The 23,564-nt window shown below is 26.0% G+C and carries 21 protein-coding genes; 17 read left to right on the top strand and 4 right to left on the bottom strand.

The window, feature by feature from the left end; all coding sequences use genetic code 4:
- Positions 1–19: 19 nt before the first annotated feature.
- Positions 20–1,897 carry a ribonuclease J gene (locus ACXYRK_RS00580; RefSeq protein ID WP_458597487.1) on the bottom strand — a complete coding sequence of 626 codons (1,878 nt, stop codon included), beginning with the start codon at positions 1,895–1,897 and terminating at the stop codon, positions 20–22.
- Between the two features lie 189 nt (positions 1,898–2,086).
- Here ACXYRK_RS00580 and ACXYRK_RS00575 point away from each other — a divergent pair, with 189 nt between their 5' ends.
- The 17 genes from ACXYRK_RS00575 (at position 2,087) to ACXYRK_RS00495 (ending at position 21,897) form a co-directional block, all read left to right on the top strand.
- Positions 2,087–2,788 carry a hypothetical protein gene (locus tag ACXYRK_RS00575; protein WP_458614514.1) on the top strand — a complete coding sequence of 234 codons (702 nt, stop codon included), beginning with the start codon at positions 2,087–2,089 and terminating at the stop codon, positions 2,786–2,788.
- A 208-nt stretch (positions 2,789–2,996) separates the two neighbouring features.
- Positions 2,997–3,200, top strand: a complete 204-nt coding sequence (gene rpmF / locus ACXYRK_RS00570) for a 50S ribosomal protein L32 (protein ID WP_435128492.1) — start codon at positions 2,997–2,999, stop codon at positions 3,198–3,200.
- Between the two features lie 74 nt (positions 3,201–3,274).
- Positions 3,275–3,868 (top strand): Holliday junction branch migration protein RuvA, encoded by a 594-nt coding sequence (gene ruvA / locus ACXYRK_RS00565; protein WP_435128490.1) that lies wholly within the window; start codon positions 3,275–3,277, stop codon positions 3,866–3,868.
- Positions 3,849–4,802, top strand: a complete 954-nt coding sequence (ruvB, locus tag ACXYRK_RS00560; protein ID WP_458607254.1) for a Holliday junction branch migration DNA helicase RuvB — start codon at positions 3,849–3,851, stop codon at positions 4,800–4,802. Before ruvA ends, ruvB begins: the two co-directional genes overlap by 20 nt.
- 114 nt (positions 4,803–4,916) lie before the next feature.
- Entirely contained in the window at positions 4,917–7,355 is a 2,439-nt protein-coding gene (gene secDF, locus ACXYRK_RS00555; protein WP_458617509.1) for a protein translocase subunit SecDF, read from the top strand.
- A gap of 89 nt (positions 7,356–7,444) precedes the next feature.
- On the top strand, positions 7,445–8,470 hold the full coding sequence (locus tag ACXYRK_RS00550; RefSeq protein WP_458617507.1) for a glycosyltransferase: 1,026 nt from the start codon (positions 7,445–7,447) through the stop codon (positions 8,468–8,470).
- On the top strand, positions 8,470–9,123 hold the full coding sequence (locus tag ACXYRK_RS00545) for an RDD family protein (RefSeq protein WP_458617505.1): 654 nt from the start codon (positions 8,470–8,472) through the stop codon (positions 9,121–9,123). Before ACXYRK_RS00550 ends, ACXYRK_RS00545 begins: the two co-directional genes overlap by 1 nt.
- Before the next feature lie 9 nt (positions 9,124–9,132).
- A complete protein-coding gene (locus ACXYRK_RS00540; RefSeq protein ID WP_458617503.1) occupies positions 9,133–11,310 on the top strand; it encodes an ATP-dependent helicase in 2,178 nt (725 codons plus the stop codon).
- 1 nt (position 11,311) lies between these two features.
- Complete coding sequence (locus tag ACXYRK_RS00535; RefSeq protein WP_458617501.1) at positions 11,312–12,925, top strand: MHO_4530 family protein; 1,614 nt, start codon at positions 11,312–11,314, stop codon at positions 12,923–12,925.
- 130 nt (positions 12,926–13,055) lie between these two features.
- Positions 13,056–16,010, top strand: coding sequence for a DNA polymerase III subunit alpha (gene dnaE, locus ACXYRK_RS00530; protein ID WP_458617499.1), 2,955 nt, complete (start codon positions 13,056–13,058; stop codon positions 16,008–16,010).
- The gene (locus ACXYRK_RS00525) at positions 16,003–16,890 is read left to right on the top strand and encodes a 5'-3' exonuclease (protein WP_458617497.1); all 888 of its coding nucleotides are present in this window, start codon (positions 16,003–16,005) and stop codon (positions 16,888–16,890) included. The genes dnaE and ACXYRK_RS00525 overlap by 8 nt, the downstream gene beginning before the upstream one ends.
- A complete protein-coding gene (locus tag ACXYRK_RS00520; protein WP_458617495.1) occupies positions 16,866–17,447 on the top strand; it encodes a dephospho-CoA kinase in 582 nt (193 codons plus the stop codon). The genes ACXYRK_RS00525 and ACXYRK_RS00520 overlap by 25 nt, the downstream gene beginning before the upstream one ends.
- A gap of 45 nt (positions 17,448–17,492) precedes the next feature.
- On the top strand, positions 17,493–18,482 hold the full coding sequence (locus tag ACXYRK_RS00515) for a replication initiation and membrane attachment family protein (protein WP_458617493.1): 990 nt from the start codon (positions 17,493–17,495) through the stop codon (positions 18,480–18,482).
- On the top strand, positions 18,482–19,411 hold the full coding sequence (locus ACXYRK_RS00510; protein WP_458617491.1) for a hypothetical protein: 930 nt from the start codon (positions 18,482–18,484) through the stop codon (positions 19,409–19,411). The genes ACXYRK_RS00515 and ACXYRK_RS00510 overlap by 1 nt, the downstream gene beginning before the upstream one ends.
- Complete coding sequence (fmt, locus tag ACXYRK_RS00505; protein ID WP_435128455.1) at positions 19,411–20,247, top strand: methionyl-tRNA formyltransferase; 837 nt, start codon at positions 19,411–19,413, stop codon at positions 20,245–20,247. The genes ACXYRK_RS00510 and fmt overlap by 1 nt, the downstream gene beginning before the upstream one ends.
- A 17-nt stretch (positions 20,248–20,264) precedes the next feature.
- Positions 20,265–20,645, top strand: coding sequence for a S1 domain-containing protein (locus tag ACXYRK_RS00500; RefSeq protein ID WP_458614103.1), 381 nt, complete (start codon positions 20,265–20,267; stop codon positions 20,643–20,645).
- The gene (locus ACXYRK_RS00495) at positions 20,632–21,897 is read left to right on the top strand and encodes a hypothetical protein (protein ID WP_458614102.1); all 1,266 of its coding nucleotides are present in this window, start codon (positions 20,632–20,634) and stop codon (positions 21,895–21,897) included. Before ACXYRK_RS00500 ends, ACXYRK_RS00495 begins: the two co-directional genes overlap by 14 nt.
- A gap of 26 nt (positions 21,898–21,923) precedes the next feature.
- Here the strand turns inward: ACXYRK_RS00495 and pgsA are convergent, their stop codons facing one another.
- From pgsA to ACXYRK_RS00480, 3 genes are read right to left on the bottom strand one after another with little or no spacing between them, the layout of a single operon-like run.
- A complete protein-coding gene (pgsA, locus tag ACXYRK_RS00490) occupies positions 21,924–22,574 on the bottom strand; it encodes a CDP-diacylglycerol--glycerol-3-phosphate 3-phosphatidyltransferase (RefSeq protein ID WP_458617489.1) in 651 nt (216 codons plus the stop codon).
- Entirely contained in the window at positions 22,561–23,205 is a 645-nt protein-coding gene (locus tag ACXYRK_RS00485; RefSeq protein WP_458617487.1) for an MHJ_0274 family protein, read from the bottom strand. The genes pgsA and ACXYRK_RS00485 overlap by 14 nt, the downstream gene beginning before the upstream one ends.
- A gap of 8 nt (positions 23,206–23,213) precedes the next feature.
- A complete protein-coding gene (locus tag ACXYRK_RS00480) occupies positions 23,214–23,564 on the bottom strand; it encodes a hypothetical protein (RefSeq protein WP_458617485.1) in 351 nt (116 codons plus the stop codon).

Raw genomic sequence — 23,564 nt, 5'->3', positions numbered from 1 at the left:
ACAAGAAAACCTTGTTATTTTAAATTTCATCATCTTCGTCATGATCATCATCTGCACAAACATCACCAAAAATTTCTTGCTTTAAATCATCAAGCATTTGTTTTTGTTTTTTGTTGTTTTTTATTATCTGTGTTTTGTTTTCGATATGGCAAAGTTGTGTATCTGATTTAGAATTAGTAAAATTAATTTTACATTCTTTTATCCTTTCATCAGCTGTTTCTTCGGTAAATATAATTGTAGGAATAATAATTGGTTTACGACGTTTTTCTTTATAAAACAAATTAGATAATCTATCGATAATAACTTTTTCTAAATCCTTGGTGGTTCAATTATTCGAGTTTTTGATTTGATGTAAGATTGCTCCGTGACTAATACGTCGAGCTTCATCTACTAATTCTTTGGATGTTTTAACAAAGAAACTTCCACGAGTGATAATATTAGGTCTACCAATAATCATATTTTTTTCTTTATCTATTAAAAATACTATATTTACAAAACCAGATTCTTTCAGCATCTCCCTTTGTTTAATAATATTTGCATTAATTGTTAATACTTTATTACCATCAATATAAACTGGTCCAAAATCAACTTTCTCATTGGTTTTATAGATATTTTGATTCAACATATGATATACATCGCCTTTTTCTAAAATCAAAACATTCTTTGGATTTATACCATTTGATATGGCTGTTTTTCCATGTGCAACACACATTCGGTATTCACCGTGATAAGGAAGAAAGTATTTGGGTTTAGTTAGTCTAAAAATTTTGTCATGCTCTCATTGATATGCATGACCTGATGTATGTAAATAACCATCAATACCATTTTCTTTGATTATTGCTCCTAGTTTATAAAGTCGGTTAATAAGTAATTCTACAACCATACGATTTCCAGGAATTGGACTTGAGGAAAATATAATTACATCACCTTTGGTTATTTTTATAGTAGCATGTTTACCATAACTCATCCTTGATAAAGCTGCTAATTGTTCTCCTTGTGATCCGGTGGTTAAAATTAGTAAATCCTTATTAGGTGTGCTTGCAAGTTGTTTTTTATCGATTAAAACATCATCGCTAACATTTATATAACCTAACTTGCGGCCAATTTTCACTCCTTGTATCATTGATCTTCCAAATGTAATGACCTTTCTACCTAACTTTTGAGCTAGTTCGATAATAACTTTAACTCTTGTAAGGTTTGATGCAAAAGTTGTAACAACAATTTTGTGTTTTGCATCAGTAATAATACGTTCAATGTCAGTCAAAATATCACTTTCACTTGGTGAGTGATTAGGACGCATTGCATTAGTAGAATCGGATAAAAGTGCTGTAAGTCCTTGTTTTCCGATTTCATCGAGGCGGGCAAAATCTGTGTAATTACCAATTGGAGTATAATCAAAACGAAAATCTCCAGTACACATTATTGAACCATTTGGAGTTGTAATTCTGATACCAAAAGCATCTGGAATTGAGTGTTGTGCAGTTCAAAAATCAACTTTACAATTATTATCAAAGTAATGTACATCTGATTTATTTATCTCGATAAATTCGATATTTTTATTAATTTTATGTTCATCAAATTTTAATTTTAAATATTGAATTGCAATTCTTGGGGCAAAGATTTTTTTAATATTAACTTGTTTTGCTAAATATACAACTCCACCAATATGATCTTCATGCCCATGAGTGATAAAAACACCTTCAATTATTTTATTAGATTGCTTTAAATATTCATATCTAGGTACAATCCCTTTGATACCAGTATTATAAGTATCAGCGAATTTAATTCCTGAATCAATGATAAAAATATGATTTAAATGTTCTATTATAAGGGTAGATTTACCTATTTCAAGTAAACCACCTAAACCTAAAATTTTAGTAGGAATAGTATTGTTCATTTATGCTCCTGCATTAATTTGATAAGTTATTTTTAAGGAAATATTATAATTTTGTAAATAAGAATAATAATTATTAATATTTATATCAAAAGATTTATAAAATAAAAGTAATTAGACTAAAAATATCAAAAATTTAGTGAATTTATATCAAATGATATAATTATAAAAACAAAAAGATTAAGGAAGAATATGATAGGTATAATTTATTCGATGATTTGATTTCTGATACCTTATAACAAATTTGTATCAGATTATATTAGTTTTAGTTTATATCGACTTAAGAATGCTAAAGCAAAGATTGATAACAAAGTTTTTGATTTCTTGTATCAAAGAATTAAATTATATATTAAAATTCTAATTTTTATAACAATAATCAGTGTAATTTCGTTTATTTCTATTTTGCTCTTATTTATACTGTTAAAACAAAAGATTAACACAAATTCATACGATACTTTTAATGCAGTTATGATAACTTTATTGGTGCTTTTTGGAATTGATTTGTTTTTATACACGAATTCATTTTTTACCTTTAAAAGAATGCGAAAAGACTTAAAAAAATATCGTGATTATAATAATAAATTAGGAAAGAGCAATCTTTTATATCATAAAATACTAGATAAAAGAGAGAACACACAACTTAATTTCCGAAGCAACGGAATATTTGTTTATGCAAAAGATTATGATATGCAGCAGAAAAAGTCAGATTATTTTTACAAGATACCATTATCTAGGCATTTTCATTATCCAGCCAAAATATTAACAAAAATCAAAGATATTCAAACCCGAAATTATGTGTTTATTTCACAAGATTATAAAACTTTATTTTATAAAAACCAACCCGTTGTCTCAGGGATGTTTTACGATTTATATCAAGATACATTAAAATACTAACTATAATTATCTTCCAGTTGTATTTTTACAACTGTAATATAGTTAAAAAAGTAAAAGTTAATGTTTTTGGAAGAATCTATTAAGTATAAATTTCATTAGATAAAAAACATAATTTTTTTATTTCTATTTATAATCTTTTTTAATATAATTAAAAAGCTTTCAATTATTAAGATAATTTTTATTAAAAAAACCACAAAGGAGGAAAACCATGGCTATTGTACCAAAACGTAAAACATCTAAACAACGTAAACACAAAAGACAAACACACAGTGCTTTAACATTACCTAATTTAGTAAAATGCAGTAACTGTTCAGAAGCAATTGAACAACATGTTGTATGCTGAAATTGTGGTTTTTACAAAGGTGTAAAAGTTAAACACTATGTTGCACAAAGTGACAGAATTCAGAAATAGTAGCATTTGCTATTTTTTTTCGCCTTTTTTAGTTTGTAATTAGTTCTTTTTTTATATATATTGTGGAGGAAAAAATGATACTTTATAAAATTGGTGAAATAGTTCACAAAAATAAAAATAACTTGATATTTGAAAACAAAGGAGATGGCTACATTGTAACTGTTCCAAGTATAAATCGCTTTGAATTAGGACAAAAATTGAAAATATACATTTATGAACATTCAACAGATTATCTACATAATTTCTATGGGTTTAAGGAATTTAAAGAAAGAATCCTATTTATGGATTTACTAAATGTAGATAAAGTAGGACCAAAAGTAGCGATTATCATCTTAGATAAAGGTTGAGAATTAATAGCAAATGCAATTGCACAAAATAATTGAGAAGAAATTGCAAAATGTCAATTTGTAAGTGAAAAAACAGCACGACTTATATGCTTAGAATTAGGTGATAAATGAAGAAAAATGGTTGATAAAAGCATTCAAACTAATTCTGAATCAACTGCAATGATTAATGAATTATCAAACACATTATCAACATTAGGATTCAAGAAAAAACAAATTGATTATGCGCTTTTAAATATTACTGAGAAAAAAGACTTTGATAAGATGCTTGAAGAAAGCATTGGTTTAATTACTGGAAATAAAGATGGAGAAATTAGAGCTTAGACCTCAAAATTTTGATGATTTTATAGGACAAAATCATTTAAAAAATACACTAAAAACAATTATAGAAAGTTCAAAACTCCAAGACAAAGTACTTCCACATATACTTTTTTATGGTTCACCCGGTATGGGTAAAACAACATTAGCTACAATTATAGCAAATGAATATGGCAAAAGCATTCATTATGTTCAGGGAGCAAATATTGAGAAGAAATCTGATTTAATCAGTATGCTTTCTGTAATTAACGAAGGAGATATATTATTTATTGATGAAATCCATAGTATTAATAAAGCAGTGATTGAATTTTTATATAATGCAATGGAAGATTTTGTTTTTGACTTAATCATAGGTGTAGATGGTAATTCTCGATCGATGCGTATGAAGATAAAACCATTCACTTTGATTGGAGCAACTACTAAAATTAATGAAATAATCCAACCACTTAAGGATCGTTTTGGCTATATTGGTAGAATTATTAATTACACAAAAGATGATATTATACGAATTCTTGAGAATACATGTACCAAATTGAATATAAAAGTTGCAACTGAAATTTTAGAAATTTTATGTGAATATTCAAGGTTAACACCTAGAATTGCAAATCACATCATTCAACGTGTTCACGATTTTGCTATCTCTCATAATAATGGTATTATTGATAAAAAGATTACTAAGAAAACTTTAAGAAGTTTGGAAATTTATAAATACGGATTAACAAACGAACATATTCAGTATTTAGAAATTCTAAAGGATGGTTTTGATCAAAATAGTGTGTCATTAAACACTATTTCAGGTCTAACTATTCGAGAAAAAGGCGATATCCTAACTGAAATTGAACCGATTTTGCTTTATCTTAATTTAATTGAAAAAAGTTCACGAGGAAGGAGAATTACATCTAAAGGGATTGATTACTTAATTTCACAAAAAATATTATAACAAATACTAAATCTTACTAAAAAAAACCATAAATTGTGGTATATTATATTTATGAATAATATGAAAAAATTATTATTTTCAAACAAATTTTTTAGATCCATAATAAGTATTTTTATGCTCATTTCTGCAATCATTACGATTGTGTTTGGTAGCATTTTTTATATTGGTAAATCATCGAACACATCCATAGATTACACTAATGGGATTAAAACTGTTATATCGGTGAAATATAATGGTAATTTAGCAAATGCTTCTGAAACAGAGAAAGTTAATCTAGATATTGCAAAGAGAATTAGTGGTAGCAATGTTACAACATTATCCGATGGTTATTTGTTGGTAAATAAAAGTGGAAATTTTAACGATGATGAAAAATCAAAATTTGAACATCAATTGGTAGATAAACCAAGTTTATTAATTACGGATTCTGATTTAAGACCATTATTCTTAGAAGGTAAATATAATTCTAATCTTAGTTTAGATACTGCTGATTATGATAAATTATTCCCACCATTTAAAAAAGATGGTGCTAGTTATACACCTTCAAATTTTGATAATTCAAACTTTATATCTATTGCTGTTTCAGAAAATTCAGAATGGGCACAAGCAACTGAGGGTGTATTAAGATCGAAAGATAAACATATGCTTTTTTGACTTAATTATAAGGATTTAGAATTAATTGCAAAAAATGATGCATCAGGTTGACAAAAAGCAAACAAAAATCTTTGAAATTATGTACATGTTAATGAACGTGTTAGGGAACCAAATGCACAAAAAGATAACTTGATTAAAGAAAACCTTAAAAAATATTTTATCGGTAGTTTATTGATTAATCAAAACGGACAACCAATTCGTCTATCAAATAATTATACAAATAATCAAGCTACAGATTTGGCAAATGAGATTAATTTTGCACTTGATGATTATAAATTAGATCTTGTTTCAAGTGTATATGCTCATCAAGAAATTGATAATTCTACAATGTTTTATACAATGATTGCTGCAATTACTATTTTTGTAGTTCTTTCTATCTTTATGATAGTTAATTATGGTATTTTAGGAGCATTAAACACTATTTCTGCAGCGTTATATATTTTCCTAACATTATTAATCTTTACAGCATTACGAGGGGAATATTCACCATACACCTTTATTTTTGTTATTTCTAGTTATTGATTCTTTTTGGATACTAGTATTTTACTTTTTGATCGAATGAAGCATCGGATAAAAAAAGGAGATACTCAGAAAAAAGCAATCAAAAATTCATATCGCGATTCAGTTAGGTCGATTGTTGATACGAATATTTTAATCCTAATACTTGGTATATTTACCTATTTCCTTGGACAAAACACATTTAATATTGCTTCGGTAATATATGTAATCGCTTCAGTCTTTTTAGTTTTTGTTGTTTTAATATTTAATAAATATACTCTTGAATTTATAATAAATAATGGTTTTGAAAAAAAGAATTGAATTTATGGAATTTATCGAAAAACAGACACATTACCTAAATCAAACTTTTCAAAAGTTAATTGAATAAAAACATCTAATTACTTAATTATTTTTATTTTCATTATAATAGTAGTTGGATTAATTGTTTTTATTGCTTTATCTACAGTTTATAAAAATACATTAGCATCATTTAGCATTGATACAAATGCAGGTCGTGGAACAATGTTTTTTATTACTGATAATTATAATAATTCGCATTTAGGTTTATCCAACTCAATTGCAAAAGAATTAGTAAATAAACTAAATGAAAATTCAGAACTGAAATCTTATAACATAGTATATAACATAGCAAGAAATTCAAATTATGATTACTATAGCATCATTGCAACATCTAAGCAAAATTTATCGGGTCAAGAAATTATCCAGATTCAAAAAATAATAAAAGGTGCAACCGATATAAGTTTAAAAATTGATTTTATCAAACTTTCTAACAAAGAACTCAGCAAATCATTAGTTATTTCAATTATTTTATTTGCTATTTTCTCTGCATTAATTGTAATTTACTATATTATCCGAATAGGTATTACATATGCTGTAGCAGGTTTATTAGGATTTATCTTATTGTTTTTAAGTCTATATGCAATTTTATTCATTACTAGAGTACCATTAAATAATTATGTTCTAGTAGCATTCTTAATCTTGGAATCAATATATATTTATATTACAACTACTTTATTTGCCAACATCAAAGAAGTAATACGACATAGATACCATCAACACAGTTTGTCAAAAACGGATGTTAAATTAGTTATAAACGATGTAATTAGCAAATCGATTACTAAGTTTATTTATCTGCTCATAATAATAATGATCACTTTAATCATTTTAATAGCTCTTAATAAAACAACAAACCTATGATTTGGTGTCTTTATGTTGCTTGGATTATTAATATTACTTATATCAAGTTTATTTGTTACAACAAGATTTTTTGTATTCTTTGAACAAATACATCAAAGAATTAAAATCAATCGTGATGCAAGTGGTTATTGAGAAGTTAATAAAACAGAAGAGCAAGTCTTCAATGGGATTAACGATTATAAATAAAAATGACTTTTCACAGTTTGAAAGGTCATTTTTAATGAATTTATGCATAAATATGATAAAATTAATGTTATAGTAAATAAGGAGTTCAAATGAAGCTTTCATTGATTTCGCTTGATAATAAATATAAAAAAGATGTTAAAAAATATTTAAAAGATTTAGTTGAACAAGATAACCAGGATTTTGAGGTTATTTTATGCCTTAATCATAGCAATGAAGAAGCACAAGTTATGAAGGTAATTAGTGAATATTACGACTTCTTTAAAGAACGCTTAATTGTTATATATAACAGTAAAATTAATTCATATCAGTATAACTTACTTAGTGCTTTTAAACTCGCTAATGGCGATTTTATCGCTGTAATAAATAGCAAAAGTCATTTAAAGAAAAATTATGTTTCTGAAATAGTCAATCAAGCAAAATTTTATGATGTTGATATATTAGAACTTAAACCAAGAATAATTGGTTCTATTAGTTGAAAACCAAAACTTCGACAACAAATTGATAAGTCTGTTTTAATTAGCAAAAATAAATCAGTAATTGCATATGCTTTCCCTTTTATTTTTAATAAAATTTTCAAAAAACAACTAGTAAAAAAGGTAATAAATTATATTCCTGCAAACAATTATGATACTAAAATGTGTATTGAAATAAATTATATTTTATTATTAGAAGCAAAAACTTATATGTATTTAGATTACAGAATATATCGTGAATATTTTGATTCTGATATTTGATTTAATACCAAATATTTCCTTGGTAGTTTTAATGGAATAGAAAAATGAATGCTAAATAAACCAATTGAAGATAGATGTGCTGAAGAATTTATATATGCTAAATCCTATTTTATTAAGTTGCTTTTAACTGGATTTTTAACTGGTACTTCTTTAATGTATCGTACAATTTTCTTTAATGAAAGAAGTATAATTAAAGAAAAAAGAAGTAAATTTTTACTTGATAAACATTTTGAGTTATTAACGAAGTTAGAAAACCAATTTTGTGCAAATAATTACGATTCATCAAATCCATATATAAGAAAAGCATCAACTGAAGCTTCACTGATTTTATCTGATAGCAAGAAACTTCGCAAAATACCTATTTTGTCAGCATTAGAATAATGTATCAAAATGTTAATTTTTTAAGAAGATTTACAATCGATTTAATAAATTTTATTATTTATGCAATAGTTATTTATTTAATCTTTTGAGGATTTTCACATAATTCAGTTATAAAAGAAAAAATAAATGCTTTAAATTACTATTTAGCATTTGTTATCGCAATATTTTGATCAAATTTATATTATTTCTTTTTCCCTTGACTAACAAAAGGAAAAATGCTCGGTGAATATATTTTTAAATGTAAAGTAATTGACACCGACAGTAAAGTATTTAAGATAAAAATGCTCTTAAAGAGAAATATTATTGCTGCATTTTTTATATCATTTATTTTTTTATTTTTTCTTGCGACTATTTATCCATCTGATATAAAAGTTACAGATAAAAAAATCCCACAACTCAATGAAAGTATCAAGAATGATATTGCTATTAAAGTTAGCACTACCTTATTTTCTATACTTGGTTTTACTAAATTTGCTAATTATTTTTTATTAGTTTTTTGAAAAAAAAGACTTTCATTAACTGATTTTTTAACTAACTCAAGAGTGGTTTTTAATAAACAAATTGAAGCAACTTCAAACAATCAATATATATTAGAACCATTTCGCTATCAATGAAGACAAATATATCGTAGTGATCAATTTAACTTACCATAAAGGAAGCATATGAATATAAATAAGAAGATTAATTTGCTTGCTGATCTTAATGAACATCAAGCACAGGCAGTTAAATATTTCGATACCCCTTTACGTATTATAGCAGGAGCCGGAACAGGGAAAACTAAGGTACTTACTCGAAAGGTATCCTATTTAATCAATGCATATGGAATTTCTCCAAGTAAAATCCTAGCTGTAACCTTTACTAACAAGGCTGCACAAGAGATGTCGGGTAGAATTCAAAAATACTGTAATGAAAGCAAAGATAAGCTTAACATTATGACATTTCACTCCTTTTGTGCTGGTATTTTGAAAAAAGAAATTCATTTATTAGGATACAAAAATAATTTTATTATTATCGATGAAGCTGATAAAGAACAAGTTCTAGCAAAAATATACAAAGAATTTGATATTACAACAAATGAAGTAAGTTATAAAAGTGCATTGCAACATATTTCTCACATAAAAAACTTTAATAAAAACATTTCTGATTTATATAAAGAAGAAGGTGAAAAAAGTATTTTAAACAAAATTTATGTACAATATACTAATTATTTAGCGCAAAATGGAGCATTAGATTTTGATGATTTAATTTTACAAACTAATAATTTATTTACATTACGTCCCGATGTTTTAATAAAATATAAGAATAAATATGATTATATTTTAATTGATGAGTTTCAGGATACATCGGTGCTGCAATATCAAATTATTAAGAGTATTATTACACCACATACACATTTAACAATTGTAGGTGATCCAGATCAAACTATATATAATTGACGAGGAGCAGATGTTAATTTAATTTTAAATTTTAACAAAGATTTTCCAAATGCTAAAACAGTTGTTTTGGATGTTAATTATCGTTCTACAAAGAAGATTTTAGATGCTGCTAATAAGTTAATTAAGCATAATAAAATTCGTTTTAATAAAGATTTAGTTACTGATAATGAATCGGGAGTAAATATTAAATATATGCATAGTTTCAACGAAGAAGCAGAAGCTCGATGAGTTGTAAATGAGATAAACTTACTTAAAAAAGAGAAAAATCAACTTAAATCGATTGCTATTTTGTATCGTTCTAACTTTTATTCACGTGCTTTTGAACAAATCCTTATTGAAGAAGGAATTCCACATCGGATTATGAATGGGACTAAGTTTTATCAACGTAGTGAGGTCAAAGACACAGTTGCATTTTTAAGAGTAATCTTTAACGGTCATGAGTTATCAATGCAGCGGATTATTAATGTTCCAAATCGTGGTTTAGGTGAAAAAAATCTTCAAATCATTAAACATTTTGTTGATTCAACTAATGAAAACAGTACCTTAACAGCATTGATGAAAAACTGAAGTAGATTTATTAAGGAACATCGTTATGTTTCGGAAAAAATTAAAGGTTTTATCGGTTTAATTGCCAGATATCATAAAGCCTTGATTAAACCAAAAGCAAAAATTGCACAAGTCATTGAGTTTTTCTTAAAAGAAATACAATATTTTAAATTTATTGAAAAAAACAAAAACCTACGCGGAACTGCCGAAGAAAATGTTAATGAATTAATTAACTCAATTGCGATTTGGGAAAAGAAAAATCCAGATAAAACAATTGAAGATTATTTAAATTATATTAATTTCTTATCTGTAAATGATGATTCAGATGGTAATACCAATTTTGTTACTTTGATGACTATCCATTCAGCTAAAGGATTAGAATATGATAACATCTTTTTAGTCGGGCTTACTAAAGGAGTTTTTCCGACTCAAAGATTGTATGATAAAGATAACAAAATCCTTGATGAAGAGATGCTTGAAGAAGAACGCAGATTAGCATATGTTGCTGTAACAAGGGCAAAAAAGAAATTATTTATAAGTTCATCACGAGGCAAAATAATCGGAACAAATTTAGATAAGGAACCATCTCAGTTTGTAAATGAAATAGGAATTAATGTGCAAGATTCGTTGATTGCTGGCTCAAACTACGGATTAGATTTAAGCATTACAAACGAAGATGAAATCAAATCAATTAATTCAAAAATGATTATAGGGGATAAAATTTCGCATACAATGTTCGGTGAAGGTGAAGTAGTTGATTTAGGTGATAACAATGACGCTGTGATTAAATTTAAAGATGGAGAAACGCGAACGTTAAATAAAACCCATCATTCTATTCGGATTTTAAAAGAGAGATAAGATGCTGCTTTGAATTATTTTAGCTATTATTTGTGCAATTTTAATTTTAATTATCATAGTTGTTTTTGCTTTGGCTATTTTTTATCTATATCGCCGAAGTGCATCTGGTGTTATTTTGTTTAAAATTGATTTTAACAATAAGCGAGTAATACGATTAAATCCAAGGTTTTATTTTCTAGCAACAATTTTTGATTCTAAAAAAAGTGATTTTAAAATGTATAAGTATATACCATTAAAAAAATTTTTAGAATATTTTGATTCAGAGAGTGTAAGCGAGATAGAAGTTATCTTAGAAAATCAAAATAATAATTTTTCGTTGCAAGATTTACAGGTTTTTATAAATAATAAAATTCGTAATGACTTTAGTTTTATTGACAAACTTATTTTTAGATTTGATAGAAATTTTACTCACAAAAAACCTTATCATATGCAAGTTACAAACAACCAAAAAGGTGAATTTTTTTGTCAGATTAAATGAACAAATTTTAGAGAAAACAAACCATTAAATATCATAAATAATTCATATGAAGAAAAAACAAATATAAGACTCGGTTCATATATAGTTTTGGGTTTTGCTTTAAAACCACATACCTTAATTTCAAATCATATAAATGATACAGATTTAAGTAATATTGGTGATTTATTTAATTTTAATATAAAGAAATCATACTTTTTTAATAAAGATGGATTGATTTATTTTCTTATAAAAAAGAATTTTTTAACTAAAATAGAGCATTATATTAATAAAGTAAAAAACATCAATGAATTATCATTATATACACAAATATTACTTGCAGCAACGGTATTTGAACGTAAAATTGATTCGCTAAATCAAATATCAGCAGTAGAAGAAATTTTAAAATTTTCATTATATAACATTGTTGCAAAACCAGATTCATACAATGAATTTCTTAATAAAAAACTAATAGAAAAAGATAAAGAGTTTTTGAAATTTAAAACAGATTTATCGCAATATTTATTTATTAATAATAATTTAGATGAAAATTTTGATATTAGTAAACACAAAATATTAAAATATAATTCCAATGATGTCACAAGATTATCAGTAGCAGAATTAAAATGCAAAAATAACTTTGAAAACAATAAAAATTTTATATTATTTAAAAATAACCCTTACTTAAACTTTATTTTCCAACCAAAATGAAATGATTTTTTATCGCAAAAATTGACAAAAAAATCAAAAAATAAGTTATTTAAAATTTCTCAGGAAGTTTTTTTGCAAGATAATTTTTTTATAACACAAGAATCACCAATCCCACTAGTATATAGCGAAAAAAATATATTTGATGTTCCAAAACTTAAACAGAAAATATCGGAAAATTTAAAAAAGCGTATTGCAACAACATTATATGTTAATACAATTGACAAAAATTTATTTAATATAATAAACGATGTTAAATTAAAAGCTATTGTAATAGGAAAGGATATATCAAAAAAAATTCATTTAAACAATAACATCTTCTTAGAAGTGTTTTCATTAGTTACATTAGCAAAGAATCGCAACATTCTTATAATATATGAAGATGTTATTAAAAATATTGATACATATATAATGCAAAAAGCAGAAGTAGAATATTTTTATACATCTGAATAACTAATTGTAATCTACCTTTTTCTCCTTTGTAAAGGTGGGAAAAGGTATTTTTTATATATATAACTTGTGAATAAGTATGTTAATAATATTATTATATTTATTTAAAAAATAAATATAATAGAATTTAAATATGAGAAAAAAAATCTATCTACATACAAATACTGAATATTCATTTTTAAATTCTACAATTAGGGTTGCTGATTTGCTGCATTTAAGCAAACTAATGAATCAAGAATATATCACCTTAACTGACTTTCAAAATTTTTATGCTTTGCAGTATTATTGAGAATTTATGGATGAATATGATTTTAAACCTATCATAGGAGTTGAATTAGAACTTATCCAAGGTTTTAGAGTTATTGCTATAGCAAAAAATAATAATGGATTAAATTACTTATATAAAATCGTTACAAATATTTCACAAAGTCAAATCCCTGATTATTATTACCTTGATAATAATGATATTTACTTAATTGATCATGATGAATATGGACATATAGCAAAAGAAATTAATTTAGATTATTATTTAGATAATTTCTATCTTAATTCAAAAAAAGTATTACATCATCAAAGTGTTTATGCTCCAACCAAAAGGATTCTACATTTTGATGACAATGAACTATTACCTATCTTAACTTTTATAGCAGGCAAAAACAAAACAATAAGAGTATATAATGATTATTTTGATGATAATGAATTTGAAGATATTGATGAGATAGTTTATCTAAATATGCTAAAAATAGTTGAATCAATATCAATTAGTAAACCTGATTCAAAAATCAAATTAGCAAAGTTTTCCGAAAATTCCAAAGAAATATTTCAGTCAAAGGTATTAGGTAAACGCTACCAGCAACTAATTAAACATTATGACAAAGAACAAGTTATTCAAAGAATTAAACATGAAGTAAAAGTGATTGATTCGCTTGGATTTATTGATTATTTTTTAATTATTCATGATGCACTCTCTTATGCCCGCGAGCATAAGATAAATATCGGACCAGGTCGAGGTAGTTCATCAGGTTCCTTGGTAGCATATTTATTAGAAATTACATCGATTAATCCACTTGAATTTGACTTACTTTTTGAAAGATTTTTGAATGTCGATCGTGTGTCATTACCTGATATTGATATTGATATTCAAGATAACCGTCGCGATGAAGTATTAAGTTATTTAAAACAAAAATATGGAAGCGAAAATTTTGCATTAATATCGACTTTTCAGACATTGGCTAGTAAAAATTCAATTCGCGATGTTGCTCGTTATTTAATTTCAAAAAATTTAATCAATATCAGCAAAACTGAAATAGATAACATTGCATCAACACTAAGTTTAAATGATAAAAACCTTTTAGATGCTTACGAAAATAATTCAAAATATAGATTACATATTTCTAAATTTCCTTTATTACATCAACTAGCATCAAAAATTGAAGGACTACCACGACAGGTTGGTTTACATGCTGCTGGTGTAGTGGTTGCAAATCAACCAATTAATCAATTAGTAGCAACTCATTATAATGATAATAGTTTTCAACAAATAGAAATGACAATGAATTATTTAGAACGTTTCGGTTTAATTAAGATAGACTTTTTAGGACTAAAAAACCTTACTTTTATACAAGAAATTGAAAACCAACTACCTGAAGAAAACCATTTTGATAATATAATGAATCAATCTTATTCACTTTTTAATGATAAAATAACATTTGATTTATTAAACAAACAATATACTGATGGAATTTTTCAACTTGAATCTCCTAAAATGAGACAAACTATAAAACAAGTGCATGTTGATAGTTTTGATGATATTTATGCAATTATTTCACTATTTAGACCAGGACCTGCAAAATATATACCGATATACGCTAAAAATAAACAGAATATTCACTTAATCGAAAAAGTACATCCGATTTATGATGCTATTGTGAAGCAAACATATGGGATTATAGTATATCAAGAACAAATTATGCAAATAGCTCAAAAATTGACAGGGATGACTTTTTCACAAGCAGACCTTTTACGTCGTGCAATTTCTAAAAAAGATGAGCAAGAGTTACATAAATTAAAAGGTTTATTCTTTGAAGGTGGACTAAAAAATAATATTCCAGAAGAAAAGCTTGAAGAAATTTATAGTAAAATAGAAAGTTTTGCAAATTACGGATTTAACAAAGCTCATGCTGTCGCATATGCATTGATAGCATATAAATTAGCCTATTATAAAACACGCTATCCACAAATTTTTTATCAAGCATTATTATCAGATGCAGGGATGGATTCATCAAATATCAAAAGATATTCAGAAGAGGCTTATATGCAAGGTATTTTAGTTGTAGCTCCTGATATTAATATCTCTAGTGCCTCAGCAGTGTTTTGAAAGGATCGTATTTATCTTTCCTTGCAGATTATCAAAGGTATTGGTTCGGTTGCTGTAACTAAGATTATCAGTGAACGCAGTAATTACGGATATTATCCTGATTTTATAACTTCTATTTTAAGATTAAAAAGGGTAGGTATTGGTGAAGCAGTTATAGATATTTTAATTAAAGCAGGAGTTTTCAGAAGCTTTGGTGGAGTTAAATATTTACTTACTATGATTCCAACTATTAATGAACTTTTTGCCGCCTATCAGATGCAAGTAAAAAGAAGTTCGGAAAATTTAGATGATTTTAATTTTTTATTAACATATATATCAAATGCACAGCTCTCACAAATGATATTTCCACCAGTTACCGAAGATTTAACCGAGCAAGAAGCATATGAAATTAAATATTTAGGGGCCAAATATACAACGGATAATAAAGAATATTTAAAAAAAATAAAAGATGATCATATTCCGTGTCTGATTAATGTTAATGAAGTAGGTTTATGAATCGATGTTGAGATTTTATCAGTTAAAAACGGAAACAATCCTAAACACACAAAGGTAAAAGTTAAAGATATTTCAGCGGTTGTAGAACTGCAAGGTTGAAGTCAAAATATAAAAAATTTATTAAATCGAAAACCAAAAACACGAATTCGAGCATTTGTAAAAAAGCACAACGGATTTTATAATCTTATCGAATACAAGGAACTAATCAATGACTAAGCAAGAAATTTCATTAGTAATAGATGGAAATTATTTAATTTTTCAATCTTTTTATGCATCATATCGAGGCGAATTAACTAATATTTTAAGAAACGATGAAGGTTTTCCAACTAATGCATTACAACTATTTTTAATGCAAATGATTAAGTTAATTAAACACATAAAACCAAAATACCTTTTCATCGCTTTTGATGCACCAGGAAAAACGAAAAGACACTTGCAATATAGTAAGTATAAATCAGGTCGTGCTTCATCTCCGAATGAGCTATATTTGCAAATTGATAAAATCAAAGAGATTTTAAGTGTGTTAAAATTACCATGATTTCAGCAATTTGGTGATGAAGCAGACGACCTTGTTGCAACTTATGTCACAAAAATACCAGGTAAAAAGTTTATTTTTTCAGCCGATAAAGATTTATTACAATTAGTTAGTTCAGATGTTGAAGTTATATTGAATAAAAAAAATGAATATCTTCATATTAATGAGCAAAATTTTGTTGAATTTTATCATATAAAACCTAATCAAATAGCTACATATAAAGGTTTAAAAGGTGATCCATCGGATAATCTACCTGGAGTATGTGGAATTGGTGATATAACAGCAATTAAGTTAATTAAGGCTTTCAATGACTTTGATAATATCTATAAAAATATCGTAAACAGCAATCTCTTTACCAAATCAATTAAAGAAAAACTTTTAGCAGGTTATAGTGATGGAAAAATGTGCTATGAACTGGCAAAATTAAACACAGATGTAAGTGATTTTGATCTGAATATCCAAAAATATCTGCTCAACATCGATTTAGAAGCTGCAAATGATGTTCTTGATCAACTACAACTTAATACGGTAAAATCATGACTAATAAAACTAAAAAAATAGCAATTGTAGGTAGAATCGCCTCAGGAAAAAGTTATTTTCTTAACACATTAGCTTCCTTGGGCTATAAAACCATAAATATGGATGAATATGTATTAAATATATATCAAAATGATTTAGCCTTTATCAAACTGATACAATGCAGCATCGGAGAGTTTTTAATAAAGGATGGTAGAATATCAAAACAAGTTTTAAAAGATTGATTAGCACTTGATTATAACAATTTTGAAACTCTTGAAAGACTTTTATATCCATATTTAAAAACAAAATTACTACAAGAAACATTTGAGTTTGTTGAAATACCAATTTTATTTACTCAAATAACAGATTTTAGTGACCTTTTTGATGAAATTTGAAATATGTCTATATGTCCGAAAAAGCGCAAGGAATTTGTTAATAAGCGCTTTGTGGAAAAGTCATTTTTTGAGTATTTAGATAAAAAAAATAACTATAAATGAACTAAAAACGAATTTTTTAGAAACAAAAGGGTTGTGAATATCCCTATGAGAAGTCGTGATACTAAGCAAAAAATTATGAAAATTCTGCAAAAATATAAATAAGTATTTAAAATTATTCTTACCTGATTATCTAAAAAGGAGTACCAGATGAGTTTAATGCAACATTTGGAATATAATAATTTTGTTATTTCTAAAAATTTTAATATCTCTACAGATGATTTACATAACCTAAGACAATTTTATGGAAGTTTTTTAGGCCCTGAAGGAGTATGTTTATACGAGTATTTACTGGATTTAGCAGGTGGGCAAGATTATAGTGTGGTTGAATATGATTTTTCAACATTAGCAATTTTTATAAATATACACGAAACGCAACTTCAATCGGCTCGTGTCCGTTTAGAAGGAGCTGGTTTGATTAATACATATAAAGATAATAAAAAAGCCTTAACAATTTTTGAAATTCAAAAACCACTTACACCTGAAAATATCCAGCGAAATACCTTTTTGACTAATTTAATTGTAAGTAAAATAGGGAAGATAAATTTTGATAAGTTCATAAAATCCAGAAGGCAAAAAATTGTGTCTTCATATGAATTTAATTATGAAGATATTACATCAGATTTTTTTAGTGTTTTTTCAACTGTAAATCAAACAGAATCAGAGCAAATTGAAAGAAAATTAATTATGAATCAAGGTGCTACTTTAATAAGTGATCAAGAAATTAAGGTTTATACTAAAAAACATAACCTTCCTATTCCATTAGAAATAGGAAATGTACAATATTCTAATGCATATGAAGCAATTTTAAAACTTACACCACAGGCTTTTTTTAAACAACTAAGTAATGAAGAAATTTCATCAGCTGATGAAATTTCATTAAAAACATGAACAGATAGAATTCCAGAAAGCAAATGTTTAAACTTAATTATGTATATAGCACGTTTAAAATATAAAAGCGATAAGTGACATAAACACATCTGAACAATGATTTTAGAAATAAGTTCACAAAACTTGTTTAAATTTGAAGATATTGAAAAATATTTAGATGGTAAATTAAAAATTGATAAGAGATACACCCATATTTTTGAGCAAAAAACTGTATTAAAACAAGATTTTCTCACCAGAAAGACTAGTTAATGTTTGATTTTTCAAAACCCAGATCTAATTTTCAAAACCCACATCTTTCTTTAACAAATTTACCATCAAAACAACAAGTTATTAATGAAATTAAACAAAATCCAATATTATCACCTATTTTTAAAACATTAGCATTTACAGAGAATGATATTATTAATTCATATGCCAATTTAATTGACTATGTTCAAGAACAAAATGATCCGAATCGTTTATTTATTACAAATATTAAACGTGGGTATAATGGTCAAATAAATTTTACCAAGACACTTAATCACAAATCACCTTATATAACTGACTATAAATTATTGAATAACATAAAATTTAAATACATTTCTTCGCCGATGACATCTGAAAGTTTGTCACATTTACAAATTAACTCAGAATCAGAAAGTGGATTTAAACATATGATGGAAATAAATTCACCATGATTAATTAATGAAAATAAATTTCGTGGGTTTTTCTTATACGGTGATGCAGAAAGTTCACGAAATCTAATGTTATCAGCTTTGACTAACGAATTTGCTTTAATGAATAAAAAAGTTGCCTATTTAAATATTAATAATTTAGATTCATATTCAAAAACTTTCATAAGACGCAATAGCGAAGATATAGTAAGTGAAATTAATGATTTTTTAACCAGTATTTTGTACTTAGATGTAATTATTTTTGACGAACTTGGACTAAAAAAGTTTTCAAATTGATTTTTAGAAACTTTTTTAGAACCTTTATTAACAGAATGTGTAGCGAATAAAAAAATAGTTATTTTCGGTTCTTATTATACCCCTGAATTACTGGATAAACAGTTTTTCAAAGACGGGTATAAAGATGATCGAAACGGATTAACACCGATGGCTAAAAAAATACTAATGCTTATAAATAAACTATCAAACTATCGTTCCTTATGAATTGGTAATAAAAAGGATAAATAATGAAAATTATCTTAGCAGGAACACCTGAATTTGCTGTTAAACCCTTTGAACAAGTGATAAATAACTTTGATGTAGTTGCCATTGTCAGTCAGCCAGATCGTCCAGCATCACGTGGATATAAAGTAAATCCTACACCAGTGAAATTACTTGCAAAAAAATATAATATTCCTTTATATCAACCCCAGAAAATATCGCAAATCTATGAGCAGTTAGCATCATATCAAGTTGATATATTTTTAACTTGTGCTTTCGGTCAATATATCCCAACAAAAATTCTTGATTTACCAAAAATAGCATCTATAAATATTCATGGTTCTTTACTTCCTAAATATCGTGGTGCAGCACCGATTCAATATAGTTTGTTAAATAACGATTCAGAAACAGGAATTTCACTAATATATATGACCAAAGAATTTGATGCAGGAGACATTCTGTTTACATCAAAAATTGCTATCTTACCAAGAGATACATCACAAACAATGTTTGAAAAACTTTCAAATTTAGCTTCTGAAAATATAGTAAAATGACTAAAAGATATAGAGTTGAATAAAATAAATCCTATAAAACAAGATGTATCCAAAGTAGTTTTGTCTCCTAAGTTAAGTAAAGATGATGCACTTTTAACTAGTTATATGAGTAAACAACAAGCATTTAATATCATACGTTGTTTTTCAAGCAATCCGGGTGCATATATAATTTATCAAAATAAACGCTTGAAAGTATATTATGCTTATTTTGAGCCAATTAAGAATGCAATAAAGTTAGATTTTAGTGACGGTTCATTATATGCTAGTGATTATCAATTCGAATCTAAAAGACGGGTAATTTTAAAATAATAAGATATAATTATATAATGAAATACAAGGTCGGTGATATTGTTATAGCAAAAGTGTTTAAAGTAGGTCCACAATATGTTTCATTGCAAACCAAGGATTCTACTAAGTTTTTTATTTATCGCGAAGATATTAGCGATTATAAACCTTGCAAAATTTACGATATATTCAAAATAGGAGATATCGTAAATTTTGTCTGTTTATATTTTAATATAAACAAAAACTATGGATATGGAAGTTATAAAAAAAATCATCCTAATGAATTAAGAACATATGGAAATTATTGATTAAAAGAAACTTCAAAAGGTTTTAAAAACTTAATTAATTATATGAACATACGCATCAAGGAATTTTCAAAACGAGAAAACAACCAGGATGTAAATAAAGATGTCAAAGGTTAAAATAAATACTTTATACAAAGCAAAATATCTACAAAAAGAATTATACATTTTTAACACTAATATTATCAGTAAACTTAAAAGTTTAAATTTTAAAGGTTCACAACACCTAGGATTTGATGATATAGCAATAAATTATAGTGTTAAAGGATTTAATAATATTATTAATTTTTGTAATTTATTATATAAAAATAATATTAAATATTTGCTAGTAATAGCATCAAAACAGACACAATTGATGCTTCAATCAGCACTTGAATTTATTTTTGGTAAATATGATTTTTATTCTGATGTAAAGATAAAATTAATTTTTATTAATAACGAAGATACAAAAGTTAACATTGAATCTAAGATTTATGCATATTTTCATCACTGTGATATAAAACATACAGGAATAATGTTTTTAGATGTATTTGATAACATCAATAAATTAAAAAGTAAATGGCTGGTTGAATTAGTTCTATCAAAATTTAACCAGCATGCAAGTGAATTTTTTGTGCAAAAACTTATTTATTTTATTGGTAAAAAAGAATGGTTTGCTAATTTAGCAAAATATAATATCCCTGATTCTAATATATTGTTTGTCTCATCATCAGTTCATAACCAATTTTCTTTTTTCTCAGAGTTATATTTAGTATTATTAGCTACACAAGGAGTAAATTTAAATAAATTAATTCACGGGTATAAAAACATTTCTGAAAGCATTTATGCAAACGATTCATATTTTAACAAAGCACTAGGTTTGTTTTTACATTTAGTTAATTTTTATAAAGCAAACAACACAAAAAAAGATATTTCATTAAATATCTTTGTTGGTTATGATGATTTTTTAGAAAATTTATCAAAGGTGTTTGCTTACCATTTTAATATGCTTACAGTAAGAAAAAAAGTTTTTAATGATAGTTGTGTTTTTTCTCGGGATATTTCTAGCATAGGTCAATCTATTTTATCAAACGGTTTACCAAAAACTTTATTTTATTTTGTATTTAAACGTAAATATTTTGATTATCAATTATCTTCGAATATTGATTTTGATGATTTATTATCAAATCTTTCTAATTTTACCTTACATGCCTTTAAAAATACCAGTCTTAATTCTTTTAATAACTATTTTATTTCATATATTGATGATTCTAAATCTGTTGAGATAGAAATAGCTAATAACGATGAAGAAGCATTTGGAGAACTAATTGGTTTGTTATATTGAAGCAAAATATTATATGCAATTTATTATGATTTAGATTTATTTACATAAAAAGTTGGTAACACCAACTTTTTGTCTTAAAAGAAAAATTTTGTTGCTAATTTTATATAAATATATCCAGAAAATAACGAGAATAATTGTGCTATAAATAAAGGAATGTTTATTATATAAATTCAGTAATATAAATAACTATGATAATATGAAATATTAGGTATAAATTGCATAATAATTACAAATAAAAGTAATATAGGTATAGCAAAACTCATTAATAAAGTCTTTAGTTTACCTCAAAAGTTTGCTGAAATTTCCTGATTATTTTTTATCAATAACCCACGACATCCATCAACAATTATGTCACGTAATATGAATAATACTGTTGACCAAATTGGCGTATAAGAAATAACAGAAAGATAAATTAAAACAGAAGTTGTCATTATTTTATCAGCTAGAGGATCTCATAACTTACCAAAAGCAGTAATAATACGGTTTTTACGTGCTATTTTACCATCATAATAATCAGTAATCATCGCAGTGATAAAGATAATAAAAATAAGGATGTTAAAAATTAAATACATAATAGCTAAAAGCGAATTAGTTTGATTTAAAATATCTTTATTTGCAAAGAAAATCGTTGCATTAATACTAATAAGGATAATAATTGGTATAACTAAAATAATTCTTATTAAAGTAAGTTTATTAGGAATATTTAATGATTTAATTCATTGCATTACGTTTTTCTAACAATCTTTCTTTATATTTTTCTTCAAAAGCAGATTCGATTTGTTCAGGTGTTTTTAAATCATCTACATTTGTTCGTGCAACTTCCGTTGCTATTTTTTGTGCTTCTGGTACATATTTTTTAAAGTCAGCAAGCAGAATACCAAATTTCTTTTCTCAAAGATTAGAATTTAAATCTCTTAGCATCTGTATTTCTTGCACTTCTTTTTGAAATTTAGGATTTTGAATAATAAAATTTTTAAATTCATATTCATCTAAGATATCATTAAGAAGGCTTTTTGTAGCCATATTGATATGTGACATTTTGTATTCACCAATACTTACAACAAAATTTTCATGTGTTTGGTGATTTAAATCAATCAATTTATTTAACTTAACAGTAGTCTCATACCAATATAACTTCGAATTTCGTTCATATTCAGCAGCAGCAGCCTTTGTTCTTTTGTTTTCAACCTTAGTTTTAATTGATTGATAAACAAAATAACCTATTAGTGCAAGAATAACTACACCAAAAATAACTCAAATAATAATCCCACTACCACCAAATGGAGAAGCAGTGGTATTAGTTGAAATTGAGCCTTGGTTTGCAGTCGGGGTTTCTTCAAACCTAATAATATTCATATATCTCCTTATTTTCTTTTAATTTGTAATCTTCATTTAAATGTTTTTTCAAGTCGACAACCTAAAGCGATTTTAGTTTTCAATTCTTCAATGTTTGGAGCTTTCTCTAGCTCACCTTTACTTAAGCGCATAATTATATCGATAAGCATTGCATTTATTAAGTTTTTACTAATCACTTCTTTGTTTTCAGGTTTTTCATATATTACGAATCCACCATCAGAAAGTCTTTCGTGAATAGCAACTTGAGTACCAGATACAAGTTGATTCATCTCTTTTTTTATTTCTTTTAATTCATCATTAATTTCGTTATAGTGTTCTGCTAATAACTTTAATTTTTCAATATCTACTGTATTATCCAT

This window comes from Mycoplasma sp. AC1221 (assembly GCF_054353815.1).
Note: the sequence above shows the minus strand (reverse complement) of the source record. Positions and strands in the feature narration are given on the sequence as shown.